This window comes from Agrobacterium sp. 10MFCol1.1 (assembly GCF_000381165.1).
Lineage (GTDB): Bacteria > Pseudomonadota > Alphaproteobacteria > Rhizobiales > Rhizobiaceae > Agrobacterium > Agrobacterium tumefaciens.
The window spans coordinates 1-23,805 of sequence record NZ_KB906088.1; the positions used below are offsets into that span (position 1 = coordinate 1).

32 protein-coding genes and 2 pseudogenes are annotated in these 23,805 nt (G+C 57.2%); 19 read left to right on the forward strand and 15 right to left on the reverse strand.

Annotation, left to right across the window (positions count from 1 at the left end; translation table 11 throughout):
• Nucleotides 1–331: 331 nt before the first annotated feature.
• The 4 genes and pseudogenes from F617_RS0126280 to F617_RS28195 all read right to left on the reverse strand — a co-directional run bounded on the left by F617_RS0126280 (nucleotide 332) and on the right by F617_RS28195 (nucleotide 1,617).
• Entirely contained in the window at nucleotides 332–748 is a 417-nt protein-coding gene (locus tag F617_RS0126280) for a hypothetical protein (RefSeq protein ID WP_019567381.1), read from the reverse strand.
• Nucleotides 745–1,011 carry a type II toxin-antitoxin system prevent-host-death family antitoxin gene (locus F617_RS0126285; protein ID WP_019567382.1) on the reverse strand — a complete coding sequence of 89 codons (267 nt, stop codon included), beginning with the start codon at nucleotides 1,009–1,011 and terminating at the stop codon, nucleotides 745–747. Before F617_RS0126285 ends, F617_RS0126280 begins: the two co-directional genes overlap by 4 nt.
• Entirely contained in the window at nucleotides 924–1,385 is a 462-nt protein-coding gene (locus F617_RS29005) for a HipA N-terminal domain-containing protein (RefSeq protein ID WP_245260871.1), read from the reverse strand. The genes F617_RS0126285 and F617_RS29005 overlap by 88 nt, the downstream gene beginning before the upstream one ends.
• Nucleotides 1,345–1,617 (reverse strand): annotated as a pseudogene (locus F617_RS28195) (helix-turn-helix domain-containing protein). Before F617_RS28195 ends, F617_RS29005 begins: the two are co-directional and overlap by 41 nt.
• A 421-nt stretch (nucleotides 1,618–2,038) precedes the next feature.
• Here F617_RS28195 and F617_RS28560 point away from each other — a divergent pair.
• From F617_RS28560 to F617_RS0126315, 6 genes are all read left to right on the forward strand, one after another.
• A complete protein-coding gene (locus F617_RS28560; protein WP_019567383.1) occupies nucleotides 2,039–2,359 on the forward strand; it encodes a hypothetical protein in 321 nt (106 codons plus the stop codon).
• Nucleotides 2,360–2,482: 123 nt separating this feature from the next.
• The gene (locus F617_RS29075; protein WP_019567384.1) at nucleotides 2,483–2,611 is read left to right on the forward strand and encodes a hypothetical protein; all 129 of its coding nucleotides are present in this window, start codon (nucleotides 2,483–2,485) and stop codon (nucleotides 2,609–2,611) included.
• A gap of 106 nt (nucleotides 2,612–2,717) precedes the next feature.
• Complete coding sequence (locus tag F617_RS0126300; RefSeq protein WP_019567385.1) at nucleotides 2,718–3,293, forward strand: AAA family ATPase; 576 nt, start codon at nucleotides 2,718–2,720, stop codon at nucleotides 3,291–3,293.
• Complete coding sequence (locus F617_RS0126305; protein WP_019567386.1) at nucleotides 3,271–3,891, forward strand: histidine phosphatase family protein; 621 nt, start codon at nucleotides 3,271–3,273, stop codon at nucleotides 3,889–3,891. Before F617_RS0126300 ends, F617_RS0126305 begins: the two co-directional genes overlap by 23 nt.
• Nucleotides 3,892–3,961: 70 nt before the next feature.
• Entirely contained in the window at nucleotides 3,962–4,345 is a 384-nt protein-coding gene (locus F617_RS0126310) for an ester cyclase (RefSeq protein ID WP_019567387.1), read from the forward strand.
• 207 nt (nucleotides 4,346–4,552) lie between these two features.
• Nucleotides 4,553–5,212 carry an outer membrane protein gene (locus F617_RS0126315; protein WP_013762458.1) on the forward strand — a complete coding sequence of 220 codons (660 nt, stop codon included), beginning with the start codon at nucleotides 4,553–4,555 and terminating at the stop codon, nucleotides 5,210–5,212.
• A gap of 200 nt (nucleotides 5,213–5,412) precedes the next feature.
• Here the strand turns inward: F617_RS0126315 and F617_RS29080 are convergent, their stop codons facing one another.
• On the reverse strand, nucleotides 5,413–5,535 hold the full coding sequence (locus F617_RS29080; RefSeq protein WP_003518941.1) for a hypothetical protein: 123 nt from the start codon (nucleotides 5,533–5,535) through the stop codon (nucleotides 5,413–5,415).
• Nucleotides 5,536–5,875: 340 nt separating this feature from the next.
• Here F617_RS29080 and F617_RS0126325 point away from each other — a divergent pair, with 340 nt between their 5' ends.
• Together F617_RS0126325 and F617_RS0126330 are read left to right on the forward strand one after the other, a co-directional pair.
• Entirely contained in the window at nucleotides 5,876–6,091 is a 216-nt protein-coding gene (locus tag F617_RS0126325; RefSeq protein WP_019567388.1) for a hypothetical protein, read from the forward strand.
• A gap of 134 nt (nucleotides 6,092–6,225) precedes the next feature.
• Nucleotides 6,226–6,531: a hypothetical protein gene (locus F617_RS0126330; RefSeq protein WP_019567389.1), complete on the forward strand. Its 306-nt coding sequence runs from the start codon at nucleotides 6,226–6,228 to the stop codon at nucleotides 6,529–6,531.
• On the opposite strand, the gene F617_RS0126335 is transcribed toward F617_RS0126330, so the two are convergent.
• Nucleotides 6,500–7,084 (reverse strand): SDR family oxidoreductase, encoded by a 585-nt coding sequence (locus F617_RS0126335; RefSeq protein ID WP_013762455.1) that lies wholly within the window; start codon nucleotides 7,082–7,084, stop codon nucleotides 6,500–6,502. The two genes, F617_RS0126330 and F617_RS0126335, sit on opposite strands and share 32 nt — an antisense overlap.
• A gap of 98 nt (nucleotides 7,085–7,182) precedes the next feature.
• Nucleotides 7,183–8,079: a LysR family transcriptional regulator gene (locus tag F617_RS0126340; RefSeq protein WP_013762454.1), complete on the reverse strand. Its 897-nt coding sequence runs from the start codon at nucleotides 8,077–8,079 to the stop codon at nucleotides 7,183–7,185.
• A 90-nt stretch (nucleotides 8,080–8,169) separates the two neighbouring features.
• Here F617_RS0126340 and F617_RS0126345 point away from each other — a divergent pair, with 90 nt between their 5' ends.
• Together F617_RS0126345 and F617_RS0126350 are read left to right on the forward strand one after the other, a co-directional pair.
• Complete coding sequence (locus F617_RS0126345) at nucleotides 8,170–9,378, forward strand: MFS transporter (protein WP_013762453.1); 1,209 nt, start codon at nucleotides 8,170–8,172, stop codon at nucleotides 9,376–9,378.
• Between the two features lie 16 nt (nucleotides 9,379–9,394).
• Nucleotides 9,395–10,561, forward strand: a complete 1,167-nt coding sequence (locus tag F617_RS0126350) for a serine hydrolase (protein ID WP_013762452.1) — start codon at nucleotides 9,395–9,397, stop codon at nucleotides 10,559–10,561.
• Nucleotides 10,562–10,958: 397 nt separating this feature from the next.
• On the opposite strand, the gene F617_RS0126355 is transcribed toward F617_RS0126350, so the two are convergent.
• Both F617_RS0126355 and F617_RS0126360 read right to left on the reverse strand, forming a co-directional pair.
• Nucleotides 10,959–11,507 (reverse strand): GNAT family N-acetyltransferase, encoded by a 549-nt coding sequence (locus F617_RS0126355; protein ID WP_019567390.1) that lies wholly within the window; start codon nucleotides 11,505–11,507, stop codon nucleotides 10,959–10,961.
• A 466-nt stretch (nucleotides 11,508–11,973) separates the two neighbouring features.
• Complete coding sequence (locus F617_RS0126360) at nucleotides 11,974–12,786, reverse strand: nickel-binding protein (protein ID WP_019567391.1); 813 nt, start codon at nucleotides 12,784–12,786, stop codon at nucleotides 11,974–11,976.
• A gap of 238 nt (nucleotides 12,787–13,024) precedes the next feature.
• Between F617_RS0126360 and F617_RS0126365 the strand changes: the two genes are divergently transcribed.
• The gene (locus F617_RS0126365; RefSeq protein WP_019567392.1) at nucleotides 13,025–14,089 is read left to right on the forward strand and encodes a class I SAM-dependent methyltransferase; all 1,065 of its coding nucleotides are present in this window, start codon (nucleotides 13,025–13,027) and stop codon (nucleotides 14,087–14,089) included.
• Between the two features lie 161 nt (nucleotides 14,090–14,250).
• Here the strand turns inward: F617_RS0126365 and F617_RS29010 are convergent.
• The 4 genes and pseudogenes from F617_RS29010 to F617_RS0126380 form a co-directional block, all read right to left on the reverse strand.
• Nucleotides 14,251–14,373 (reverse strand): annotated as a pseudogene (locus F617_RS29010) (type II toxin-antitoxin system Phd/YefM family antitoxin); the annotation flags it as partial.
• Between the two features lie 268 nt (nucleotides 14,374–14,641).
• Nucleotides 14,642–14,737 (reverse strand): DUF3175 domain-containing protein, encoded by a 96-nt coding sequence (locus tag F617_RS28565; protein ID WP_013762446.1) that lies wholly within the window; start codon nucleotides 14,735–14,737, stop codon nucleotides 14,642–14,644.
• Between the two features lie 18 nt (nucleotides 14,738–14,755).
• On the reverse strand, nucleotides 14,756–14,947 hold the full coding sequence (locus tag F617_RS29015; RefSeq protein ID WP_013762445.1) for a hypothetical protein: 192 nt from the start codon (nucleotides 14,945–14,947) through the stop codon (nucleotides 14,756–14,758).
• 33 nt (nucleotides 14,948–14,980) lie between these two features.
• Nucleotides 14,981–15,184: a hypothetical protein gene (locus tag F617_RS0126380; RefSeq protein ID WP_026331086.1), complete on the reverse strand. Its 204-nt coding sequence runs from the start codon at nucleotides 15,182–15,184 to the stop codon at nucleotides 14,981–14,983.
• Nucleotides 15,185–15,336: 152 nt separating this feature from the next.
• Between F617_RS0126380 and F617_RS27455 the strand changes: the two genes are divergently transcribed.
• Nucleotides 15,337–15,525 (forward strand): hypothetical protein, encoded by a 189-nt coding sequence (locus F617_RS27455; RefSeq protein ID WP_025594784.1) that lies wholly within the window; start codon nucleotides 15,337–15,339, stop codon nucleotides 15,523–15,525.
• Between the two features lie 51 nt (nucleotides 15,526–15,576).
• The gene (locus tag F617_RS0126390) at nucleotides 15,577–15,816 is read left to right on the forward strand and encodes a hypothetical protein (RefSeq protein ID WP_006315847.1); all 240 of its coding nucleotides are present in this window, start codon (nucleotides 15,577–15,579) and stop codon (nucleotides 15,814–15,816) included.
• Here F617_RS0126390 and F617_RS0126395 read toward each other — a convergent pair.
• The gene (locus F617_RS0126395) at nucleotides 15,799–16,545 is read right to left on the reverse strand and encodes a Crp/Fnr family transcriptional regulator (protein WP_019567396.1); all 747 of its coding nucleotides are present in this window, start codon (nucleotides 16,543–16,545) and stop codon (nucleotides 15,799–15,801) included. The genes F617_RS0126390 and F617_RS0126395 overlap by 18 nt on opposite strands.
• Before the next feature lie 260 nt (nucleotides 16,546–16,805).
• Here F617_RS0126395 and F617_RS0126400 point away from each other — a divergent pair, with 260 nt between their 5' ends.
• The 6 genes from F617_RS0126400 to treZ all read left to right on the forward strand — a co-directional run bounded on the left by F617_RS0126400 (nucleotide 16,806) and on the right by treZ (nucleotide 23,018).
• Nucleotides 16,806–17,144 (forward strand): hypothetical protein, encoded by a 339-nt coding sequence (locus F617_RS0126400; protein ID WP_019567397.1) that lies wholly within the window; start codon nucleotides 16,806–16,808, stop codon nucleotides 17,142–17,144.
• Nucleotides 17,145–17,657: 513 nt separating this feature from the next.
• A complete protein-coding gene (locus F617_RS0126410; protein ID WP_019567398.1) occupies nucleotides 17,658–18,017 on the forward strand; it encodes a hypothetical protein in 360 nt (119 codons plus the stop codon).
• Between the two features lie 15 nt (nucleotides 18,018–18,032).
• Complete coding sequence (locus F617_RS0126415) at nucleotides 18,033–18,815, forward strand: Crp/Fnr family transcriptional regulator (RefSeq protein ID WP_013762439.1); 783 nt, start codon at nucleotides 18,033–18,035, stop codon at nucleotides 18,813–18,815.
• Between the two features lie 124 nt (nucleotides 18,816–18,939).
• Nucleotides 18,940–19,167, forward strand: a complete 228-nt coding sequence (locus tag F617_RS0126420; protein WP_003518990.1) for a hypothetical protein — start codon at nucleotides 18,940–18,942, stop codon at nucleotides 19,165–19,167.
• A gap of 514 nt (nucleotides 19,168–19,681) precedes the next feature.
• Nucleotides 19,682–21,211, forward strand: coding sequence for a glycogen synthase GlgA (gene glgA, locus F617_RS0126425; protein ID WP_019567399.1), 1,530 nt, complete (start codon nucleotides 19,682–19,684; stop codon nucleotides 21,209–21,211).
• Between the two features lie 25 nt (nucleotides 21,212–21,236).
• Nucleotides 21,237–23,018 carry a malto-oligosyltrehalose trehalohydrolase gene (gene treZ, locus F617_RS0126430; RefSeq protein ID WP_019567400.1) on the forward strand — a complete coding sequence of 594 codons (1,782 nt, stop codon included), beginning with the start codon at nucleotides 21,237–21,239 and terminating at the stop codon, nucleotides 23,016–23,018.
• Nucleotides 23,019–23,134: 116 nt separating this feature from the next.
• On the opposite strand, the gene F617_RS0126435 is transcribed toward treZ, so the two are convergent.
• Nucleotides 23,135–23,659: a sigma-70 family RNA polymerase sigma factor gene (locus F617_RS0126435; protein WP_013762435.1), complete on the reverse strand. Its 525-nt coding sequence runs from the start codon at nucleotides 23,657–23,659 to the stop codon at nucleotides 23,135–23,137.
• Nucleotides 23,660–23,805: the final 146 nt, after the last annotated feature.

Sequence of the window (23,805 nt, forward strand, 5' to 3'; positions counted from 1 at the left end):
TCGGCAGACGCCGGATCAGGCCTACTTCAACGCGCTGGCATCAATGATGGTGGCTGCATAATCGAGGCGGAAATCCACTTAGTGAAACGCCCGAAACTGTTCAAACAAACCGAGCCACCTCTGATGCACCCGTTGCAGACCTCGCCCTGGCCCTGCTCGTCGCACGTTGCGAGCCGGTGGTGCTGGCTAGTTATAGATACCGCAGATGCGTTGCTATCCCGTTGACCGTCACCATCCTATGGGCGGTAGTGCACCGGATTTCGCTTCTGCACGGGACCGCGGTTCAAATGGCAATCCCACCAGGCCCGTAGCGCGAACATCGCCCGGTTATTTATCGGGCGCGGTAAACCTCGCTGGATGACCGACGACGCGCAATAAACTCCCGAAGAACGGGGAGAAAAAAAGCTTTGCTGAACCGCCCCACAGGAGGCTCCGGCTCCAGATAGAAAGAATGTCCGATAATATCGCTGTTATACTCATCCAGAATGATCCAGAGCCGCACATCTGCATCAAGACCGGCCCGGCGCTTTTCAATCGCTGGGATCTCAATAGAAAAACGACCAGTTTCCGGCTGCTTTGTCGTGATGGGAAAGAACAGAACCATGTCGCCGTCCGCACGGGCGAGCCTCACGCCAACAACAACGGGTCGACCCTTCCGACCTTCGGTTTCACCGAGCGAAGCCTCCCGGCTCCACAGATAAGGGTAGCGGATTACGACTGCAGTCTCGATGTCATCGAAACCGCTCACCGAACCATCTCTTCCGTTTCCGAATAAGCCTCGACTGCCGCCTCAAACTCGTCCAACAAAGCGTCAGACATATTATCGATAGTGCCTACCGCGCGCAGATCAGACTGCCGCATCAAACGTTCATAATCCTCAATATTAAGAAGGACCAGACGAGGCTTGTTGCGCTGGGTGATCGTCACCGGATGGCGAAGTGCCTCGGCGATGATATCACCGGACTTCCTGGAAAGATCACTCGTCGTGTAAGAATTACCTGAGCTTGCCATCGATCATACTCCCGTCTTGCGTCGCAACGATAGCACAGCCAAAAAAGGAAATCCATAAAATACAGCAATGCTGTAGATGCTGTAAATGCTGCATTGATTATGCGCATTAATGACGCCACGGGACCACTAAAACTCTTGGCAAGATGGGTTTCCGTAAGCAGATTGGCAAGCCAGGGAAGCAGCTTCGCTGCACCCACGGATCCGGAACGCAGCGGCATGGTAAGCGACACCGGAAAAGCCGGGCGGCGTGCTTCCCAGCCCGGATCATAGTCCAACCTCCATTCGCCTTCAAAAGTCAGATGGGCGAGAGGCAAGGTCTCGTGTAGATGTTTGTCATTGATCAGCACCAAACATCGGCAGAAAGCCGAGGTCATCGTCCCGCGCGACTTGCAAAGTCTGAACCGTCTTGAGATCGCCAAAATCGATTCCAACTGCGCGTGCGACGATCAGGGCTTTTTCGAGCTGGCAACTCGGCTTGCCCGATTCAAGCTCGACGATGAAGCGTTCCCCCGTTCCAGAACGGGCAGCAAGCCCGGTTTGCGTCCAGCCAAGCGCTTTGCGTCTCTACTTAATAGCAGAGCCGAAATCACGCGCAGACCTGAACATCGTCAACCTCCATAGCTTGACTTACCGTACAGGAAGTTTTCCGAAGAATCATGGAAACGCTTCCCGATCGGTAAGTCTTACACTTGATCGCGCCAGATCATCCTGATCGGGAACCTCTTTCGGATTGAGCCCGACAGGAGTAAGGTCTTTTCATCGTCTCACGGACCTACTGTTTCGTCATCATTGCCCGATAAATTGATACACCGGCCATTACTATCGTATTCATGTTTTACATCCGAAAAACTACTTACTTCTATGATATTTAGCCATAAAAAATCAAAATAATATACGGCATAATCCATTTCGCCGCGCGTTCGGCCCTGATGCACTGGCATCACAGCAACACCTTAAAACCGCATCCCGAAGCCCACGCTGCCGGTTCTCTGTTGACGCCGCCTGGTCGACCCGGCAACCTCATAACATGACCCCGACCAACAGTTTCATTGCCGAACTCGTCCGCGACGCCAACAGGCTCGAGAACCTCGACGACTATCAGAAGCGCCGCATGCTTGAACGGGCAGTAACGACAATCCGCGACATGCGCGAAACGATCGGAATCCCCTCCGGTCCCGGTCGCGACAGTGTCGTCGACATCCACACCGTCGCCCTGTCCATCGAACACGGATGGCGCAGCGATGACGACGTGCGAAACGCCCTGCTGCAGGCAGCCGGCATGATCCGGGACCTGCATATCGTCCTCGACAGCGAAACCGGAATCAGCTTCGCCGAACCTTCCGGTTGACGCGATATGCCATCTTCCCACCGTCAATGGCACTTCGTACCGGCGAAATTCAGCTTATTAATTTTAGGTTTTCGTTAACCATACGCGACCACCTTCCTCTCACAGCAACGATGGAGGTTGGCTTTGGCTTACGACTGGAATCGCAATGAACGCGAAGGCATGTTTGATGAACTGGCGGCGGCTCTGATATTCTTCACAATCGTCAGCCTGCTTCTGGCGTCCGCATACATGGTGACAACCTTTGCCAGATAGGGCGGGTTCTTTCACCCGTCTACCGGCGAGGACGAGAAACGCCAGACTGGCAACTTTGGCCAATGACCGTACAATCAGCCGCCGAATGCCTGCCCCGGGTGAGTGTATGACCATGACAGACGATCTTCACGGCCATATCCTGCTTCTCTCCGGCCACCCAGGCTCTGGCAAGTCCACAATCGCCGAAGCCCTTGCGCACTTGTGCGGCGTGCCAAAGGTTCATTTTCATAGCGATGATCTGTGGGGATACATCAAGCATGGCCGCATCGATCCCTGGCTTCCCGAATCCGATCAACAAAACTGCATGATCATGCAGATCGCCGCCGATGTCGCAGGTCGCTATGCCGAGGCGGGTTATTTCGTCATTCTCGATGGCGTCGTGCGACCGGACTGGCTCCCGGCCTTCCTGGCGCTTGCATGCCCGCTGCACTACATCGTGCTGCGCACGACAGTAACAGAAGCAATCGAACGCTGTCAGGCTCGCGGTGGCGACAGCCTCCGCGATCCGCTGGTCGTGGCCGATCTTCATGCCCAGTTCGCCAATCTCGGGGCTTTCGAGCACAATGTACTATCGTTGTCGGGCAAGGACAGGGATCAGGCCTTGCACGCGGTCATCAATGCACTGCAATCGGCACGTTTCCGTATTGATGCCACGAGCGATGGCAATCGATTACGAACATAAAGGTGAAGCAAGCGTGGCTGTCCCGACAATCTATCTCCTTCGCCACGGCGAAACAGTCTGGAACTGTCTTGGCCGGTTTCAGGGGCAACAGGATTCGCCGCTGACCGCGCGCGGTATCGAACAGGCAGATCAAGTCGCACGCCTGCTCCGTGACGCTCTCTGCGACGATGAGCAGTCTTTCCGGATGCAAATCAGTCCGCTCGGGCGCGTGCGACAGACAGCAGAACGGGTCCTGGCCGAGGTTACGCTCCAGTATCTCGAAGATGACAGGCTCGTTGAGGTCACCGCCGGATCCTGGGACGGGATGACGCGATTTGAGATTGATGCCGAATTTCCTGGGCGCCTTGAAGGATCCAACGCATTCGACTGGTATTTCAGGGCACCGGATGGCGAAAGTTTTGATGACGCCTGCAAGCGCGCGACGTCATGGATCTCGGATCTCCAGCATCCGACGATCGCCATTTCCCATGGCCTGTTCGGGCGGATTCTTCGGGGTGTTTTTCTCGGACTTTCGAAGCTGGAGATGCTCGAACTGCCCGTTCCGCAGGATGGATTTTACCGACTAGATGATGGCAGGTGCGAGCTCATCACAGTTTGACCTGCACGGTCGTGATCCAGAAAGCCAAGGGCCATGGACATCATTCGCCATGTCGACAGGGGAGAAACACATGCATACACTTAACGTCATTTACCTGGCTTATCTCGACTGCCTCAACCGTCAGGCCTTCGATGAGCTCGGCGCATTCGTCGACGATACTGTTGAACACAACGGCCGGACGTTAGGCCTGTCGGGCTATCGCGACATGCTGGTCAAGGACTTTGCTGATATTCCAGACCTTCGGTTCCAGGCAGAGATACTTGTCAGCGACGTGACCCGGATCGGCGCCCGGCTTTCGTTCGATTGCACTCCCAAATCCACCTTCATGGGCCTTCCGGTCAATGGCAGGCGCGTTCAGTTCTGCGAGCATGTTTTCTACGACTTCGAACAGACAAAAATCCGCAGGGTCTGGTCGGTCATCGACAAGGCCGCAATTGAGCGCCAGCTCGGCTGACGGCCGTCACCCGGCGAAGGTATCTGTGGCCCGCCAGCGCCAGAAAAATGTGCCGAAAGAGTGTGATTGCACGAAACGCTCACTGAAGCCGGACAGCCTCAAATTTATGCAGACAGCTGCTGAGGTCGCGGGCGTTGCACAAAGGTTACATCATATTTCAGGAAAAAAGCATATGAATGATCTCTCATACAAGGGAGTTCAGAGACTATGAAGAAAATCGTATCGACTATCGCATTCGTGCTTGCGGCATCGACTGCAATGGCGGCCGATGCCGTATCAGAAGTTCCTGCAGCCCCGGCAGCAGACGTTGCGCCGCTGTTCAGCTGGACCGGGTTTACCGCCGGTGTCCAGGCCGGCTACGGCTGGAACAACAATGACGCTTCGATCGTCGGCCTTCCCGGCCAAACGTCCGCAGACTTCGATGGTGCTCTTGCCGGTGGTTTCGTCGGCTTCAACTACGACCTTGGCAACAGCTGGGTCGTTGGCCTCGAAGCAGACTTCGAAAAGAACTGGGGCGATGATTCAGCCACTATCCTTGGCACGGGCTTTGACTACGGGTTTGACTGGCAGGGTTCGGTTCGTGGCCGGGTCGGCTACGCATTTGACCGTGCCCTGGTCTATGGTACCGCAGGCTGGGCCTATGCTCGCGGCTACGCGGAAGTTCCGGGCATTGCCGACGTGAAGGAAACGTTCAACGGCTACACCGTCGGCGTTGGTCTCGACTACGCGTTTACCGACATGGTGTTCGGACGCGTTGAGTATCGTTACACCGACTTCGGCGACAAGGATTTCGATTTCGGCGGCGCTGCAATCAATGCAGATGTCGACCAGCATGCAATACGCGTCGGCCTCGGCGTAAAATTCTGATTCACCCGGACAGCAACAGCAAAAGCCCGGCCATTGTGCCGGGCTTTTTTCTTGTCCCTTTTCCGAAGGCGGGAAGCGACAAACAGGGGTGGGCAAGTACGGGCCACCTGTTGGCCAGTTGCAATGCCACCACAATGACTGAACATGCCGACCAGGACCCGGACGCGACCGGACATGCTCCTTCTCCCTCCAGCAAACGATCAGCCAGCCTCACCCACGATTTCCCCTTTGAGCAAATCCCCAAGCAGTGCACGATCGGCATCACGCAGCGCCATCTGCGTCAGCTTACACCGCAGTAAGTGGAGCAGCATCTGCGCATCCATTCCATCCGCCGGCTTTTTGCAGTTGGTTGAGAATCCATGTGCCAAGCAGCACTTTCAGCCGCACCTCGAGCTCCCGTTGCCGCGCGGCAAGGTTCCGCGGATGATGCGGGTGTTCCCTGGAGGCATTGGATCGGTACAAGCCTGTTCCATGCGTTCGACGACGACACTCTTCGCGACCAAGCGCGGTGGCTAGCTGACGGATCCCCTGGATTTGCTTAAGCACGCCAACCGCAGCTTGGAGCAACTTGCGATTTAGATAAAATTTACGCTAAATCTTATCGGTTTGAACCGATCCGGCCATGCTACGTTTCACGCAAGTCAAATCGGGAGGCCGGCTGCGATGATCTGGAATTTGGAGAAACTAGAACAAGAACGTCTCGACCTCATTGAGGTCATCGACAACCTCAAGAGGTGGGAACGTTTCTCTATAGACGACCGGCACATCATCTCACTACAGATCACCGCACATATGATGCGACTTAGCCAACTGGATGAAGACTTGGCGCATTTGCGTAGTGAAGACTTTTGCTCGGTTGAATATCTGGCTGCTGACTGAGACCCCTCGTTGTGCCGAATTAGGGACCCGTTTGTTCCGTGCTGCCGCTGCGGGAAAGACCTGAGGACATATTGCCCTGTTTCCGCTTCTTCCTACGCCACGCCAGCGCCAATAACTGCGCGCCCTTACCTGAAATGAGCGCCGTCAGCCATGCAAGGCTCACGCATAACTGGCCGGGCAACCTACGTGAATTACAGCGTTTTGCCCAGCTGCAACTGCTCGGCCCACAGCAGCTTCCCGCCGCCGGCGGATCCGCCGAGATGACCGGCCTCGCCACGATGATGACGGCTTACGAGGCCCGCCTCATCGCCGCAACGCTGACGGCGACAGGTAGAAGCGCCACACAGGCGATGAAGCACCTGAAGATTTCGAGAAAGACATTCTACGACAAGGTGAATAAGCACAAGCTTATGGTCGGGAAATTGCGCATGAAGGGCTGAGGCGGGCGGCGGCGTCACAGGCTGCGGATAGCGCCACCATCGACCCGGTAATGTAACTCGCCTGCTGGCTGGCAAGAAAAATGGCGGCGGCAGCGAACTCCTCTGCGCAGCCGTAACGTCCGCCGGGGATGTCCCCGCGCGACGCTTCCAGCACGGCAGCTAGCTCAAGCGCGGCGTTTCTAGCCCTGATGTCATCCAGCACGCGCACGCGGTCGGTGTCACTCCGGCAGAGCAGGATCATGTTGACCGTGACCCCGTGAGGCGCGAGCTCCGTCGACAGCGTTTTCGACCGCCCGGCGTCCGCGGCGCGAACCGCTTTCGACAGGGCGAAACCGGCAATGGGCCGCTCGATGCCCGATGAACCGATGGTGATGATGCGACCCCATTGACGTTCGATCATGCCGTATGCAAGCGCATCGGTGATCGAAAAGATCGAAACCCGCCTCGAATCGACCGCTGAACGCCATGCCCCAGGCGGCTGGCCGAGTGCTGGCGAGCGACCTTCGGAATGGGCGGAAATATCGTCGCGCGCCTTGGCCTTTGCGCTGGCCACGTAGGCGCGGACGATCTCCTGATCCTTTCAAGCGAACGTCAGTTGCCGCCAGTGAGGCCTAAGGCCGCGAGGCGTGGTGCGAACGCGCGAATGACAAATCACCTATGTTGCTCACGCAGAAGGTTTTCAGCCATAAAGGAGACGAAGGCGGACACCTTCGGCGAGGGATGCCGGTTTGCCGGCCAGAGGATGTGGAAGGCACCGACCTCTTGCATATAGTCCTCAAGCACGCTGACCAGCCTACCTCGCCGGAGCTGCTCCCGGATCGCGAATTGCGGCAGGCATGCAAGCCCGAAGCCTCCCTCGGCCAAGCAGATCTGCGGCTCGAGCGTGCTTGCTACCGATGTCACGGGAAGAACAAGTTCAAGGGCCGCGCCGTCCGCCACCATCGGCCAGCGCTCCAGCTTGCCGGTGGACGGATATTTGTGATGATGGCAGGCGTGACCGAGCAGATCGTCGGGCGTCGAAGGCACGCCACGCGCCGCGAGATAATCGGGCGATCCGACGATCCGGTGCGAGAATGCCCCTGCCCGACGCATCATCAATCGCGAGTCCCGGGCTTCGCCGGTGCGGACCACGGCATCGAAACCTTCGTCGATCACATCCACCAGCCGGTCGGTGAAGTCGAGGTCAAGCTCGATCTCGGGATAGGCACGCATGAAGGCCATGACTGCGGGCATCATCAGCATGCCGATTAGTGGCAGGCTGACACGAAGACGTCCGCGCGGCGCCTGACGGATTTGCGACAGCTCCAGTTCAGCGGCCTCGATCTCGCTGAATATGCGGCGGCAGCGATCGAGGAACAGAGCTCCTTCCGCAGTCAGCGTCAACGAGCGCGTCGAGCGATGGAAGAGGCGAACGGCAAGCCGCTCTTCCAGCCGCGCGACCGCCTTGCCGATGGCCGAGCCAGAAACGCCAAGCCTCGCGGCTGCACCCGCAAAACTACCGCAATCTGCCGTTTGAACGAAGGCATTCAATGCGCCGAGATGTTCCATCCACTAGTCCCTATTGCGGACATCTATGTCCGATATGATGAGAACTCTAGCATAATTCTCCAATCGCGGAGACCGGCTTATGGTCAAGGCATGACAAACATGCACTTATTCGCCGCGTCCCCCGTCGACCCGCCCCAACCTCGTCGTCTGCCGCTCTCGGGCCTGCTCGCACTCGCCATGGCCGGCTTCATCACCATTCTGACCGAGGCGTTGCCCGCAGCTTTGCTGCCGCAGATCGGCGCGGGCCTTGCCGTGTCGGACGCACTGGTGGGCCAGATGGTGACGATCTACGCGATTGGATCGCTCATCGCCGCGATCCCGCTGACGGCGGCGACGCAAGGCATACGACGGCGGCGGTTACTCCTCGCTGCCATCGCCGGTTTCGCAATCGCCAATACAGTTACAGCCGTCTCCTCTAGCTATCTGCTGACGATGGTCGCACGATTTTGTGCCGGCGTTTCGGCCGGGTTGCTCTGGGCGTTGCTCGCAGGCTATGCGGCACGCATGGTGCCCGAGGCACTAAAGGGACGGGCTATCGCGGTGGCCATGGTGGGCACGCCGCTCGCGCTGTCGCTTGGCATTCCGGCCGGTACTTTTCTGGGCACCCTCCTCGGGTGGAGGGCGTGTTTTGGCCTCATCAGCGGCTTGACTCTGGTACTGGTTGTTTGGGTTATCGCGAAGGTGCCAGACTTCGGAGGCCAGCCTATGGAGCGTCGCCGCGGGCTCGGCACGGTGTTTACTCTGCCCGGCGTGCGCCCGGTCCTGTTCGTCACCATTGCCTTCGTCCTCGCTCACAACATCCTGTACACCTATATCGCCCCGTTCTTGGTCGAGGCCGGCATGGCAGCGCGGACCGATCTTGTGCTTCTGGTCTTCGGCACGACAGCACTGGCAGCCATCTGGATCGTCGGTGTCCTGATTGACCGTCAACTGCGAAGCCTGTCGCTCGCCAGCATCGCTTTGTTCGGGCTTGCAGCGCTGGCGCTTGGGCTATGGGGTGAGAACCCAGCGGTTGTCTACGGTGCAATCGCGGTCTGGGGCCTCGCTTTTGGCGGAACTGCCACGCTGTTTCAGACCGCTCTTTCGAACACCGCAGGCGATGCTGCCGATGTTGCTCAATCCATGCTGGTCACCGCCTGGAACCTGGCAATCGCCGGTGGCGGTATCGTCGGCGGGTTGATCCTGCAGCAGAGTGGCGTTGGCGGCTTCGCCCCAGCCATTCTTATCCTCCTCGTCCCGGCATTCATCACAACACTTCTTGCACACCATCATGCCTTCCCACCGGCTGCCAATCCCTGATCCAAAGGAAATTCTCATGACATCCTCAAATTCTTCGATCGTATCGCGCCTGGACGCTGTGATAGACGGCGCGATTGCAGCCGAACGCATCGTCGGTGCTGTCGTCCTTGTCGCGCTCGACGGCAAAACAATATATTGCCGCGCAGCAGGGCTCGCCGACCGGGATGCCGGCACGGAGATGCGAACTGACGCTATCTTCCGACTGGCCTCCGTCTCGAAACTCTTCTCCGCTGCGGCTGCCCTAGCGCTGGTCAGTCGCGGGATACTGGATCTCGATCGACCAATCACGGAATGGCTACCGGCGTTCACGCCGACCTTCGAGGGACGACCGGCTCTTATCACCTTGCGTCATCTACTCAGTCACAGCGCAGGGCTCAGCTACGGCTTTTTTGAGCCGGAAGGCGGGCCTCTCGCCCAAGCAGGCGTGTCGGACGGTATGGACCGCTCCGACCTGACGCTTGCCGACAACATCCGGCGCCTTGCCGGCGTCCCCCTCTCCTTCGCTCCGGGGTCGGCATTCCGCTATTCGTTGGGGATAGATGTTGTGGGTGCGGTGATTGAGGCGGCAACAGGGCTCGCCTTGCCGGAATCCATCCGCAAGCTCGTCACCGAGCCGCTCCGTCTTAAGGATACCGGTTTTGCGCTTTCCGATCCATCCCGGGTTACGGCTGCATACGCGGACGCCACGCCACGTCCCCGCCGGATGCACGAACCGGACTGCTTGCCATTGCTCCCCGGTATGGCAAGCGTCATGATGGATCCATCACGGGTGTTTGATACCAAGGCTTTTCCTTCAGGCGGCGCCGGTATGGTCGGCACAGCGTTCGATGTGTTGCAGCTGATAGAAGCGTTACGGCAGGGCGGCGGTGATATGATGACTGCCGATCATGCCTCCGTGATGGCGCGTGACCAGATAGCCGGGATCGACATCGAGGGATCGCCGGGCTGGGGCTATGGTCTCGGTTTTTCGGTGCTGCGCGACAGCCAGGCCGCAGGCGTGGCCGAGCCGGCAGGCACCTGGCGCTGGGGCGGGGCCTACGGGCATAGCTGGTTCACTGACCCAAGCAACGGCCTGACAGTTGTGGCCCTGACCAATACCGCATTTGAAGGCATGTCTGGCGCCGGGCGGTTTTCTACCGATATCAGTCGGGCCATCTATGCAGCGATGGCGGAGGCGTCATGAGCGAGAAGTGAAATTAGCGATGCTATCCAACAATTCTAATCGAAGACTACGCCTTGAGGCGGGTTCAAACAGGCGCCCCTCTTTGCGACCATGCTATAACAACGATTTATCCGTCTCGCGCAGATAATCTCCCTTCACCGAAATATCATTCGTTCACACGATTAGCCAACAGCTTCATGAGATTCATTCATTCGTGAAGAACCGCCACGATTAGGGCGGGCGCATCCTGATGTTGACACCGTCCGGCGACTGAAGGCCGCGGGGAGATTAGAGCTGTATGCGTATCATCCTGAACATGATCCAGATTTTTGCCTTGGATTTCGCATAGGAGTCGCTCGTGAGAGACCCAGTTGGTTTATGCGGGAAGCTACAGCCGGATTGGTAACCCGGGACGGTCTCAGCGAACTTTGGAATACAGGAAAGCGTCCCTTGGTTCGTTCGACAAATTTGGATGGAAAAGATACCGCCGAAGCAACGCTTCCCGGGTCATACCAGCCTTTTCCATCACACGTGCTGAGGCCACGTTCATGACATCACAAGCTGCCTCGGTGCGATAGATCATCGGATGGGTAAGGGCATGCTCGATCGCCCATTTTACCACTTCAGTCGCAACGCCCTGTCCCCAGTGATCCTTCCGGACAAGCCAACCGTAGGAAACTCGCGGTCCCGCCAGTCGCGCGTCAATCCTTCCAACAAGTTCGCTCGGCACTTCGCGTCGGCAAATGACCGCTGGAAACGTGGAGCCACCTTCCCACTCCAGATAGGAGCGTTCCGCAGCTTCCTGCGTCTGGGAAAGGTCTGTGTGCGGACGCCAAGTGAGATATTTCGTCACTTCACGATCAGTTGCCCAACCAGCAAAGATTGCGTCGCCATCAGATGGTTGAACCCGCCTGACTAGAAACCGCTCTGTGAAGAATTCCTCCGGGAGGCGATACGTCAAGTCCATTCCATCGATCCTTGATCGCGCTCTTGCTAGCGCCATTGCAGCGTACCGCTTGGCGGCGCGACGTACATTATTTGCGGCCGATGCCATGCAACGTTTAGAGATTTCCCAAATTAGCCATGGAAATCAGTGCCTGAAATGGAATTCTGTGGTTTTTCTATCTAATGCCGCACTTTTCATCAATATCCTCCCAACCAAGGCGACATTGAATTGCAAAGTGACCGTGACCTGCCACTGAGAATTTCCTCCAGAATAAATTTGAGTCCGGCCCATTTTGAACCGCCCCAGGTTTCTGGACCAGCTGAGGCTAGAGTTTTCCGGCTTCGCAGAGCGGCCGCCCAGCGGTGGTGCAAGTGTCCACACCCCGCCAGACATCAGGCCGGTGTTGCCCGACCGAACAAACCGCACGGTGGCTCAACGCAGATTACCATTTGATGGTCATTTCTACATCGGATTTCAAATCACGTCGCTAGTGCAGCCACTCGCAACGATAGGCGATGACCGGCTCGGCAAATCCTTTCAGTCTGTATTGATTGCCATGGACGAGGACATCGGCGCTGCCATATTCCTGGAAGGTCTTGTCCGATATCAGGATCTGGTCGCTCTCGGCCGCGGCACAGAGCCTGGCTGCCAGTTGCACGGTCGCACCGAAGAAATCATTGCTGTCCTCGACCGGCTCACCACAATCCAGTCCAATGCGGATGTGAATTGGCTCACCGTTGCCGCTGTTGTAGCGATGGAACTCGCGCTGGATATCAATGGCGCAATCCACGGCAAACGGTACGGACGAGAATACAGCCATTATGCCATCGCCGGTGTGCTTGACCTCTCGCCCCGACCGTCGCCCGAGACAACCACGAACCAGGGCATCGTGTGCGCGGACGAGTTCCGCCGCCATACGATCGCCAAGGCGGGCCGTCATCTCGGTTGAACCGACAATATCAGTGAACAGGATCGCACGGTGGCCGGCATCCATATCTTTCGAGATGGTAGCAAGCGACAAGGGATCCTGTATTCTCTCGAGAAATGCTTCCACAGCGGACAGAGCGACTTCCACAACTTCACTGGCGACAAATCCGTGGGCTTCCCGATGTACGCACTGCGCAGTTTCAACGTCTGGAGCATCGATAAGGCAAAAGGCCGTACCACGCCTTTCATCAAACCAGTAGGTCAGGAACCTGACGCCGTACTGCTCCTGAATGTTGAGATCTTTAAGATGTGCCGCGGCGATATCCGCCGCTGAAACTCCCGCAAGCTCGTGCCGGTCCATGAAGATAGGCATTGCTTCCTCCCGGGAGTATATCGTTGCCTGGTCTTCAAGCCAGTTTACGACTTCCCCGCGCTATCGTCCATCACTCTTACGGGTAACGCCAGTCAGGAGCGGACCACCGATAGAGCGATATTGGTTTGCGTGACAAATTCAGGGTATTCGGCTATATTACTTCGCCTACGAGCATTCACTGACGCGTAAATTTTCGGTCAGCCTTTGCCCGCCAACTCAATTAATTGGGGGGAATGAAATGACACAGCTCGACGAAACAAAACTGAATTCTTTTATTGGCAGAATACTGGGCGATCTAGGCGGAGCCTTCAGTGTTCCAACTGTTAGGATTGGCTTGAGACTGGGGCTGTTCGATACGTTGCACCGCGCCGGACCGCTAACATCCACAGGCCTTGCGGCAGCCTCCGGTAACCTGTTGGAGCGCTACGTCAGGGAGTGGGCGCTGGCACAGGCGGCAAACGGCTACATCGACTACGACAGCGGTTCCGGGATGTTTAGTCTCTCACCCGAGCAGGCGATGGTGTTCGTCAACGAGGACAGCCCCGTCTATCTCGAAGGGGCTTTCGATCTGGTCGCGGCGATGATCGAGGGAGAGCCCAAGGTTGAGCACAGCTTCCGGACCGGCGGCGGGGTGCGATGGGGTGACACTGCAGCTTGCCTGTTCTGCGCAACGGGCGCGTTCTTTCGGCCGGGATATGTGAACAATATTGTCCAATCGTGGCTGCCCGCCCTTCATGGCGTCGAGGACAAACTGGTGAAGGGCGCCCGGGTCGCCGATGTCGGCTGTGGCGTCGGCTTCTCGACAATTCTTATGGCCGAGGCGTACCCCAACGCCAGCTTCACAGGCTATGACTTCCACGAGCCATCCATAGAAGAGGCCAACAAGCATGCCCGAAGCCATGGGGTGGACGACCGGGTGAAATTCGTGGCGGCGACGGCCAAAGACATCAAGGATACGGATTTCGATCTCATCACAAGTTTCGACTGTCTGCATGATATGGGTGATCCGCGTGGGTGTGCGGGGCACATGTCTCGTATCCTCAAAAATGACGGCACCTGGATGATCGTTGAACCTATCTCGGGCGACCGCCCGGCGGACAATATGAATCCTGTCGGCCGCCTTTACTACAATGCATCAACCATGATTTGCGTGCCAACGTCACTTGACCAGGAGGTGGGTGAAGGATTGGGAGCTCAAGCTGGCGAAGCTAAGCTCTCAGAGGTCATTCGTTCGGGTGGCTTTTCCAGCGTCAGGCGAGCCTTCACCGGGCCTTTCAACATGGTTCTGGAAGCGCGGGTTTAGGAGTGTTTCGGGAGCGTTGCGCGCCAGCATTGTAGACCAGAGCATTTGCCAGTTCATAGTGCGGAACATGGCGACGAGATTTGGTGGCTATCAGCCGTTAGTGCTCGTGCGTCGTCGGCGAGGTTGCGGCGCTTTCCGATGAGGCGCTCGAACTCGCGTTACGTCATCAACACATGAGATGGCCTGCCGCGATGGGTGATCGTCACGGATCCCGCTTGGGCGGCTTTCTTTGCCTTGCTAACGTCAAGATCGACTTCACTGCAGGAAAAACGTGTCATGGTCATCGGAAACCTCTATGTAATCCGAAATCCGCAATGCGGAGGAGCCACCTCCCCTGCGGCATCCCAATCTGGCAAAATTTTATCATGAGGAGATCGCTGCTCTTCACGACCAGCTTGGCAACGAGGAGACGAGGGCACAGGCGGCCGACAAGCTTCGCACGCTGGTAAACCGCATTGATCTCGTGCCGATGGTGCGGAACTGGTGATCGTACTACGCGGCGATCTGACGCGATCCTGACGTTTGCTTCGGGCAAGAGGAAAACAGAGTTCCTCAACGAGAGGCGTCTTTCTCAAGATCGAGCGCGTCGCTTTCCTTGGTCACCTTCTGCGACCATTTCTTTTTCTTTTTCTTTTTCGCCTTTTTCACTGTTTCTCTCTCGGCGAATCATGATTTTCGGTATGGGTCATGGGTATGGTGACTGTCACGCCCACGACCTCCTCCGGAAACCCTGCTCTTCGAACGCTTGTCGTTATCTGCGGCGGGTTTCTTGATTTCCAAGGGTGCCTTCGCGTTTTCATGCGATGCACCCGGCCCGCCCTGACGGATGCTGGCCGGTATTTTTGTTGAAGTGAACATGTCTTCCTCCGGTCGCAACGGACGAGCCGCGCATTACTTCTCGTCGCGCGTTTTCATTGCGTCGGAAACACGCTTCTTACGTGGGTTTTTGACGTTCTCCCCAACAGCCTCCCGATCGTGCTCGGGATCGTCAAGGGGCTCCATGTAGCCGCTGGGGCGGGTTTCCTTCGGCCCCTCCCAACGGGGTGATTGGTCGGTGGTGCCGGGAGCGCCACCTCGTGGAGAATTATTGGTCATCATTGCCTCCGGTTGGGTTGCGAACCCACCCAACCTCTTTGCGGCGACGATGTTCCGCGAAGACAACAACACAGCAGGGCAACTTTTTTCGAAACAATTTCGCGTTGCCCCGGTTAGGCGCGAGAGAAAATTCAATCTGAGGGAACATGACGATGACGGACAAATCCGGCAAATCCGATCGCATCTCCAGAATGGCTTATGAGCAGCAGCAGGACTTTATCAGGCGCTCGTCACTGCAATTCCTGGAATGCGCTATTCATTTATGCGCGAACAATATGAGCATTTCCGAACTTGCCGCCCGGCTTGAGAAACAAGCCCAATATTTGCGACACTTCGGCTGAGGACAAGCCGCGGTGCGCCTACGGCGACCATGTCTTTCCTGAGGAACCAACATGCCAAGATTTTTCTTCACCGTGATCAGCGGCAAAAACATCCTCGATGATCCGGAAGGCAGCGATCTGCCGTCGCTCGACCGGGCGATCGAGGAGGCGCTCCAAGATGCCCGGGCGCTGATGAGCGAGGCAGTCCTGCAAGGGCGCGACATCTCGGAAGGATGCATCATCATCCGGAATAAACAGCAGGAAGTATTGAAAGTCGTCCGCTTCGCCGACGCGCTAGGCAGAAATGACTGATGGCGTTGCAACGTCCGTCCGCATACGAGTTATCAGTTTTTCATATTCTTTTTCCGGGACGCCGTAGGTCGTGTCGGCGACGTCTTCCAATATGCTTCGATTGACGATCCGGACGTTTCCTCGGCTGGCACGGATGGCATGAATGCCTTCGAGAACATGCAGCTCGTTGGTGATGCCCGGCCGCCGCACGCCAAGAACCGTGGAGAGGAACTCATGGGTGATCGGCAGATCATCGGTATCGAGCCGGTCATGACACATCAGCAGCCAGCGCGCGAGCCTTTCGCGCAGACTGTACTGCCCATTTGCCAGCACAAGCTGGCCCACCTGAAGCAGACAGATATTGATATAGCCCAGCAAAAGCTCCCGCAGCCGCACGTCGTTCTCCATCTCCTGTCGCAGTTCGACGGCGGGGATCAGAAAGCCACGGCCGCCGACACCCATGACGGTTTCATCCGGCGTGGTTTCCGCGCCCAGAAGAGCGGGCCAGCCGGTGATCCCCTCCCGGCCGACGAGCACGGTTTCTATGCTTTTACCGCTACCGTTATGAACGACGGTGGATGCCAGACCGGTTTCGATGAAACAGAGATGGGAAACAGGCACGCCAGGCGCAACGAGCTGATACCCCGCCGGCAGATCGACGTGCTCCATTCGAGACGCGAGCCGTGAAATCCCGTCCATGCCCAGGGTTTTCAATAGCAGGTTATAAACAAAAAAATCAGATCCAAGCATAGCGGTTCGCCCGGTTCGCCCCTTGCTCGAAAACAACAATTGCCGCGGTCATATTAACAGCGGAAAATCGCATGAAAACAGTGAGTACGTTTCCGTACGAATTTGCAGGAGGGTCCCTTGCTGCATCGGGGAATGGCCGAATAGGCGAAATTCTTGCCGGGACGACTTAGCGAAAGCAATCCGCCGCATCCGCCTTCAATATCTGGAACAAGCTCTTCCAATCGTGGTTAGGGGCTGCCAAACAGGGAGGCTTGAACACCATGAAAAAGAACATCGAATACCAGATCACGGCGCATGAAAATGGATGGGCCGTCGTCATCTCTGATATCATAAGAGGCGTTTATCCCAGCCGACATCTCGCGCTCGCGGCAGCAAAGCTGCTGGAGAACGATATGCTGCGGACCGAAGAGGCGAGACGCTTCGCTCAAACCACCCATATGACGCTGACCGATACCGCAGCCCCCAATCGGGTGTCGCGGTCGCTTCAGGTAATGGTGGCGGTGCCCCATCAGGTGGATGTTCCCCTGCGACGCAGAAGCGCAGAAATCAGCGTTCCACCGTCGACTGATGGTCGCAATCTGGAGGCGGGTAAGGTCTAGGCGAAATGACGGGCCGGCGCCGGCTCACGCGGTGCGACCGGGATGCGTCGCGATTAAAAAATAGAGCGCAATGGCGGCCGCCAGCGCAAATATCACAAGCGTATAGACCATCATGGTTTTCCAGGTGCGTTTGCGGCCGCGAAAATCGCCGTCATGGGTGAAAAGTTTGAATCGAGCCTTTCACTTACCGGTGGGTTTATATCCTGCTCAAGCCTGATGCTTTCCCGTGGCGGATCAGCCTAGTAATTGTCTTTTGCCTGCATCCGATACCTCCTCATGGGCGCGCGGCATCCCACCCCCGCCCATCCGCAATTGTTCCGCCCCCGAAGCGGGACGACGGCGAGGAAAACCGTCGCAAGGGGTTTTCATCATCGGGACGAGATGCCCAACGCCGCGCCGGCCCTCTCGCGCTTATTTGATAAATTCGGACTACGGGGCGGCTGAAATCATCCTGCTCAGGCGTTATGGTAGGTGGAACGGCACACCCATGCAGTGGTATGCGAGGAGTAAAGCATGCGGACTGTCAAACGCCTCACCATCGCAATCATTGGCATGACTGATACCGTGACACCGGAAATCAGGATGGCTTGGTTTCATGCTCAGATTGGTCTCGAGGGACCGTATTCCGCAAGTTTCATAGAGAGTGAAGCCGCTCTGAAATTTACCGCCGCGATTATCGACGTTCGTTACGAGGCAAACATCCTGCTACGCCTCACCGAGCAGTTGGATGGCGAAGCCATTCCCTATCTTTTTTTCGTACCCGAAGCGGTCATCGATAGCGAGCCGGGACCTTTTGTCCTCTCCAGGCGTTCGGAAGACATTGAGAACATTGTTTCCGCCTTGATGGCGCAAGGAGGAGGCATCAGACATTAAAGGGAGGCACGTGTCATGCTGAAGCAACCCGATAGCCATGGCGAAGCGAATATTCTGCTTTCTCATTTACCTGATGACGTCCGGGTTGAGGTTGGAGACGCGTGCAGGCCCATCAAACTCGCACTGGGTGACATGTTGATACCCGCCGGCGGGGCCATCGAGGGTGTCTTCTTTCTGTTATCCGGCATAGCTTCGGTCGTTGTCGTCACCAAATCGGGGCGCAAAACCGAGGCGGGAGTTGTCGGCAAAGAGGGGTTCGTGCCGGCGGGAGCCGTAGCAGGCGCGGAAACGAACCTGACCGAGATCGTCATGCAGGCTCCGGGCGAAGCACTTTTCATGGATATCAGGTCGTTTGACGCGCTTATTTCAAAATATCGGGTATTCTTCGACATTCTCGTCTGCGCCCTCCACGTCTCAAGAACACAGATACAATTCACGGCATCTTCGAACGCCACCCAGTCCGTAACGGAGCGCCTCGCCCGCTGGCTCCTGATGTGCCACGACCGGGTGGAAAGCAATCAGCTGCAACTGACCCACGAATTCCTGTCAACCATGCTGGCAGTCAGACGCGCGAGCGTAACGGACGCTCTCCACGTGCTGGAAAGCCTTGGGTTCATTCGCTCCGAAAGGGGACGAATTACGATCAAGAACCGCGAGATGCTTGAGACCTATGCCGGCGATCTCTACGGCGTGCCCGAGGAGGAAAACAATCGAATGCTCGCCCGATTTATGCGCAAATACAGCTCTGATTCCGCGCTTGACGACCTGACTGCTGTTGCGAGCGAGGGCGTTCGCTAGGCCCGACGGCCGTTCTCAGTTGTCGTTGGTACGCTTGCGGACATTTACCTTTGGTCGTTTCTCTATAAGATAAATGCATCTTCCCTCATGCTGTGAAACGCCGAGCGCGTTTCAAGGAGGTGAAATGCAAACCAATCACGAATACCTGAGTGCTGGAATTTTTCTGAACGAAGACATCAATATCGTTAAGGCAGCCTACGAAAATGTCGTGTCTGCAGAACGCGATCCGGCTCTATGCCCTGCAGACGTCGCCCGCTATGTCCTGAAAATGTATGATCGCGGCGTCGTCGATCCGTCGAAACTCCAGCAATTGGCCGCTCTCTATTTCCGAACCAAATTGCGTGTCGGCTGACATCCAGGTCTGACGGGTGGCATCCTGTCACGATTTCAGCTTAGTTTTTCACCTCCGAGGTTTCCGATTATCCTGCATCTCGCCATGCGGGTGGGCAGAACGTTGCCGTGTTCCGACCGTCGATCGATCCGTGAAACGACACGATCACGATATGAAAGTCAGCCGGCGGACCGGGAACAAACCTGCGTAGGCACGGTTCGGGTTGCTCCAAGGAACTCATACCGAACGAGGTTATCAAATGACCCGGAAAACTCTCCCTATTCCAGAAGACAACCGGAGCCACCAGGGCCCCGGTGACAATGGCCGCCTGAGCACGGAAGACGCCTCATCTGCCCAGGAACAGAAAGCTTCGACCCAGACGGGCCGGCAGGCAAACATAAAGATTAACTCGACCCATCAAGGGCACCGGCAGGACAGGTAATGCCCGCCTGTTCCCGGCAGGCGGCTTGGTTGTCACCAACCTGTTTCCGGGCTCCTCGCAATCTAAGATCAATGCGGTTCCTGGAGGCGCCAAATGCGGATTCTTGCCGTGACGGCCGAAATGTTTCCATTCGTCAAAACCGGCGGATTGGCCGATGCGGCAGGTGCTCTGCCGGAGGCGCTGGCGAGACAGGGGGCGGATGTTCGTACATTGCTGCCTTTGTACCGCAGGCTCACGCCACTTATCCGCGGAAAGGAGCCATGTCTGAGTGCAACTGTTCTTGAGCAGCCGGTATCGGTTTATCCCGTTATCTCAGACGGTCAACAACTGCTGCTTCTGGAAGCGTCGGACCTGTTCGACAGGGACGGCCATCCCTATGGCATAAAAGGCGAGCCTTTTTCCGACAACGATCTGCGCTTTGCGGTCCTTTCCAAGGTTGCAGCGAAAATCGCAGTCGGTGCGATTGACGGCTGGAAGCCCGATCTCGTTCACGCGCATGATTGGCACGCGGCCTTAAGCTGCGTCTACCTCGCCGAGGCAACGCCGCAGGTGCCCTCCGTCCTTACCCTTCACAATCTCTCGTTTCAGGGACAATATCCACTGGAGCGGGCGGGCGTTCTCGGATTGCCGCCCCACCTCTGCACGGTGGATTGCCTCGAATATTATGGCGACATGTCGTTTTTGAAGGGTGGCCTGACGACCGCATCGGCCGTGACGACGGTAAGCCCCACTTACGCAAGAGAAATCCTCACACCGGAAATGGGAATGGGAATGCAGGGCGTGCTTGCTAAGCGGCGCGAGAACCTGCGCGGCATCGTCAACGGCGTCGATCAGGACGTCTGGAATCCGGCGACGGACCCTTACATTCTCGCCAATTTCACGGCTGCCACGGCTACGAGACGGAGCCTCAACAAATATGCCTTGCTCCAGGCCCTTGGTCTTGCACCTACTCAGGGCCCGGTCTTCGGCGTGGTCAGTCGCCTGACCTGGCAAAAGGGGATCGATCTCCTCCCTCACGTCGTACCCCTTATAATTGAAAGGAAAGGCAGGCTGATCATTCACGGAGAGGGGGATACGACACTGGAAGACGGCTTGCAGGCGCTGGCAAAGCGTTATCCGGAACTGGTCTGCGCCCATATCGGCTATGACGAACGGCTGGCGCACATGATCCAGGCCGGCTCGGATTTCATCATCCAGCCTTCGCGGTTCGAACCATGCGGGCTGACGCAGCTCTACGCGCTGCGATATGGCGCGCTGCCCATCGTCAGCCGCACGGGCGGGCTGGCGGAAACCATTATCGACGCGAATGACGCGGCCATTGAAGCGGGCGTGGCGACAGGCTTTCAATTCGAGCCGGCGAATACAGACGATCTGTGCGCAGCACTGGACCGCGCTATCAACGCCTATAATGACCGGGAACTTTTCCGGCGGCTTCAGGGGCAGGCCATGCTGGCTAATTTTTCCTGGGACAAGAGTGCCGCACAATATATGGCGCTTTTCGAGAGCCTTGTTGGCAACAGCAAGCGCAAAAAGAATGCGGTCGCCGACTTCAGACCCGAGACTTTTGCAAAGATAAGAGCTGACAGGCGGCAGGCGGGAACCCCAGGATCACCAACAGGTTAGGCCACTGGCAAAGGAGGCTCTGGTGATGAATGCAGCGAATTATCGCAAATGGGGTGTGCAGCGCAATCAATCCGGCGACACGGATTTCAGCATCTGGGCACCCGCCTCGGCAACGGTGAAACTGTGGCTGAACGACGCGGAATTCGACATGCAAACGGCCGGGAACGGCTGGCATAATGCCACAAAAACCACCTCCGCCGGCGATCGCTACGGCTTCATACTGGATGACGGGACAAGGATTGCGGATCCCGCTTCCAACCAGCAGGACGAAGGCCCGCTCGGCCCCTCCCTTATCGTCAACCATGACTTCCACTGGAAAAACCCCGACTGGAAAGGCCGGCCGTGGCTCGAAGCGGTCGTCTATGAGCTTCATGTCGGAACTTTTACAAAAGAAGGAACATTTGCGGCCGCAGGGGAGAAGCTCGAATATCTCGCAGGCATCGGTGTGACGGTTGTCGAACTCATGCCGCTTGCTACCTTCTCGGGCAGTCGCGGCTGGGGTTATGACGGCGTTCTGCAGTTCGCGCCCCAGCGAGATTATGGAACGCCCGAAGACCTCAAGGCCTTTATCGATAGGGCCCACGCCCACGGCATCATGGTGCTGCTGGATGTCGTCTATAACCACTTCGGCACCACGGGGAACGCAATTGAGGCGTTTGCTCCCAGATTCTTCAAGCAGGGCGGGACGCCGTGGGGACCCGCGCCGGACTTCAACCGCGCCGAGGTGCGGTCGCTCTTTCTCCAGAACGCGCTCTACTGGCTAGAGACATATCGGTTTGACGGGCTGCGGATCGATGCCGCCGACCATCTCGCCGGCGGCGACGGAGACGTCGATTTTCTGTTCGAGATGGCGGGGCACGTGAAACGGGCGATAACGAGCAGGCATGTCCATATCGTTACGGAAGACGCGCGAAATGCAGCCTCACCCATGACACCTTCGTCTGATGGCCTCGTCGGTGTCGATGCCGAGTGGAACGACGACTTTCACCACGTGATTCATGTTGCCACCACGCATGAGGACGGCGGCATTTACGAGGATTTCGCCAACCAGCCCTATGACGGTCTCCGCCGCTCGCTCGCAACCGGCTTTGTCTATCAGGGCCACCCGCGGCCTTCTCATAATTTTGCCGGAAGCGGTGAACCCAGCGGCCATCTCCCGCCCCACCGGTTTGTAAACTTTCTGCATAACCACGATCAGGCCGGTAACCGCCTGCGCGGGGAGCGGCTGCGCTCCCTGATACAACCTCCCCTTTTCGATACGCTTGAGACGATCCTCCTCCTCGCCCCCCAGACGCCGCTGATGTTCATGGGCGACGACCATGGTTCGACCAACCCGTTCTTCTTTTTCTCCGACCACCCTGAAAACGACCGGGAGCAGGAGATCAAGAATCGGCTGAAACAGGCGGAAAGCTTCCAGGGCGAATTACCTCCCGAGGCCCCAGAGGTGGTGCTGGATCCGAATGATCTGCACACGATGCAAATCTCGACCCTGAAGTGGGATGAGGCGGAAACGACCGAGGGGAAGCTGGCAAGGGAAAGGATGAAGGCGTTGCTTGAGAAACGGCGCCGGTACATCTGGCCGCTCCTGTGCTCGGATTTCGAGAGGGGAGTTTCCCTTGACTGCGAAACCCAGTGTCTGGCGATCGACTGGTATTTCAGCGCGGGACGGCTGGAAATGCGCGCCAACCTTTCGCCAAACCTCACCAGTCTTCCGACTGTGCAGGGGGAAACCTTTTTCCGGCACGGTAGTATCGAGGGCACGAGCTATGACGATTATGCCCTGCAATTTGCGATCGGTGACCGCTGACAGGAGCAAAGAAACAAAACGGCCGCGGCAATGTCTTGCGCGAGCGGTTCAACTCACCGAAAGATGATTTCCGGCGATCCGCCGGAAAGGCGCTCTCGAGTGTGAGAAATTACACTTTAGTCAAGATTGCGCCGAAGCGATTCCCTTGCCCTGTTCACCCGGCTTTTGATGGTGCCCACCCGGCAGCCGCAAATGGCCGCGGCATCGGAGTAACTCGTCCCTCCGGCGACAAGCAGAAGAGCTTTTTTCTGATCCTTGTCGAGATCCCGTATAGCCCGCATGACTTCCTGATGCTGCACACGCCATTCCTGGCTGGCAGGGGTAGACATGGTCTGCTCGATACCAACGGGCAAGCCTACACATTCGCGTTTAGACACCTTGTAGCGGGTACAGAACGTGTTGCGCAAAATGGTGAAGAGCCACGATTTCAAAGCCGTGCCGGGCGTAAAACCGTGCAGGGACCGCAGTCCTCGCAACATCGTCTCTTGAACGAGATCGTCGACATCCTCTTCATTCCTGACGAAGCGGCGGGCAAAAGCCGTCAAGGCCGGCGCCAGATCTGCAATACCGATACGCAACACCTCCAGCTGCGAATCATTTAATGTGTTTCCGGAAACTCCACTCACAGCGTGCTTGGCCATTTTCCCATCCTTTCACCATGGGCAAATGGCTCGGCAGACGCTTGGTTGCTGTACGCCAACGTACAATAGCGAAATCCGCGACGATCCAAAGGTCTCATTGAGAACACCCGGACCGCGTCTACGCTCGCGTCCCGACAACGTGGCTT

What these genes read in the sequence shown, in the direction of transcription:
- F617_RS0126325 (WP_019567388.1), top strand. Translation starts at nt 5,876, where the DNA reads ATGATCTGGAATTTGGAGAAACTAGAACAAGAACGTCTCGACCTCATT.
- glgA (WP_019567399.1), top strand. Translation starts at nt 19,682, where the DNA reads ATGCGGATTCTTGCCGTGACGGCCGAAATGTTTCCATTCGTCAAAACC.
- F617_RS0126400 (WP_019567397.1), top strand. Translation starts at nt 16,806, where the DNA reads ATGAAAAAGAACATCGAATACCAGATCACGGCGCATGAAAATGGATGG.
- F617_RS0126390 (WP_006315847.1), top strand. Translation starts at nt 15,577, where the DNA reads ATGCCAAGATTTTTCTTCACCGTGATCAGCGGCAAAAACATCCTCGAT.
- F617_RS0126345 (WP_013762453.1), top strand. Translation starts at nt 8,170, where the DNA reads ATGACAAACATGCACTTATTCGCCGCGTCCCCCGTCGACCCGCCCCAA.
- F617_RS29015 (WP_013762445.1), bottom strand. Translation starts at nt 14,947, where the DNA reads ATGTTCACTTCAACAAAAATACCGGCCAGCATCCGTCAGGGCGGGCCG.
- F617_RS28560 (WP_019567383.1), top strand. Translation starts at nt 2,039, where the DNA reads ATGACCCCGACCAACAGTTTCATTGCCGAACTCGTCCGCGACGCCAAC.
- F617_RS0126410 (WP_019567398.1), top strand. Translation starts at nt 17,658, where the DNA reads ATGCGGACTGTCAAACGCCTCACCATCGCAATCATTGGCATGACTGAT.
- F617_RS0126340 (WP_013762454.1), bottom strand. Translation starts at nt 8,079, where the DNA reads ATGGAACATCTCGGCGCATTGAATGCCTTCGTTCAAACGGCAGATTGC.
- F617_RS0126420 (WP_003518990.1), top strand. Translation starts at nt 18,940, where the DNA reads ATGCAAACCAATCACGAATACCTGAGTGCTGGAATTTTTCTGAACGAA.
- F617_RS29005 (WP_245260871.1), bottom strand. Translation starts at nt 1,385, where the DNA reads ATGACCTCGGCTTTCTGCCGATGTTTGGTGCTGATCAATGACAAACAT.
- F617_RS0126300 (WP_019567385.1), top strand. Translation starts at nt 2,718, where the DNA reads ATGACCATGACAGACGATCTTCACGGCCATATCCTGCTTCTCTCCGGC.
- F617_RS0126355 (WP_019567390.1), bottom strand. Translation starts at nt 11,507, where the DNA reads ATGGACTTGACGTATCGCCTCCCGGAGGAATTCTTCACAGAGCGGTTT.
- F617_RS0126435 (WP_013762435.1), bottom strand. Translation starts at nt 23,659, where the DNA reads ATGGCCAAGCACGCTGTGAGTGGAGTTTCCGGAAACACATTAAATGAT.
- F617_RS0126350 (WP_013762452.1), top strand. Translation starts at nt 9,395, where the DNA reads ATGACATCCTCAAATTCTTCGATCGTATCGCGCCTGGACGCTGTGATA.
- treZ (WP_019567400.1), top strand. Translation starts at nt 21,237, where the DNA reads ATGAATGCAGCGAATTATCGCAAATGGGGTGTGCAGCGCAATCAATCC.
- F617_RS0126395 (WP_019567396.1), bottom strand. Translation starts at nt 16,545, where the DNA reads ATGCTTGGATCTGATTTTTTTGTTTATAACCTGCTATTGAAAACCCTG.
- F617_RS0126380 (WP_026331086.1), bottom strand. Translation starts at nt 15,184, where the DNA reads ATGACCAATAATTCTCCACGAGGTGGCGCTCCCGGCACCACCGACCAA.
- F617_RS0126310 (WP_019567387.1), top strand. Translation starts at nt 3,962, where the DNA reads ATGCATACACTTAACGTCATTTACCTGGCTTATCTCGACTGCCTCAAC.
- F617_RS29080 (WP_003518941.1), bottom strand. Translation starts at nt 5,535, where the DNA reads ATGGATGCGCAGATGCTGCTCCACTTACTGCGGTGTAAGCTGACGCAG.
- F617_RS0126365 (WP_019567392.1), top strand. Translation starts at nt 13,025, where the DNA reads ATGACACAGCTCGACGAAACAAAACTGAATTCTTTTATTGGCAGAATA.
- F617_RS0126285 (WP_019567382.1), bottom strand. Translation starts at nt 1,011, where the DNA reads ATGGCAAGCTCAGGTAATTCTTACACGACGAGTGATCTTTCCAGGAAG.
- F617_RS0126330 (WP_019567389.1), top strand. Translation starts at nt 6,226, where the DNA reads ATGAGCGCCGTCAGCCATGCAAGGCTCACGCATAACTGGCCGGGCAAC.
- F617_RS27455 (WP_025594784.1), top strand. Translation starts at nt 15,337, where the DNA reads ATGACGGACAAATCCGGCAAATCCGATCGCATCTCCAGAATGGCTTAT.
- F617_RS0126315 (WP_013762458.1), top strand. Translation starts at nt 4,553, where the DNA reads ATGAAGAAAATCGTATCGACTATCGCATTCGTGCTTGCGGCATCGACT.
- F617_RS0126415 (WP_013762439.1), top strand. Translation starts at nt 18,033, where the DNA reads ATGCTGAAGCAACCCGATAGCCATGGCGAAGCGAATATTCTGCTTTCT.
- F617_RS0126360 (WP_019567391.1), bottom strand. Translation starts at nt 12,786, where the DNA reads ATGCCTATCTTCATGGACCGGCACGAGCTTGCGGGAGTTTCAGCGGCG.
- F617_RS0126305 (WP_019567386.1), top strand. Translation starts at nt 3,271, where the DNA reads ATGGCAATCGATTACGAACATAAAGGTGAAGCAAGCGTGGCTGTCCCG.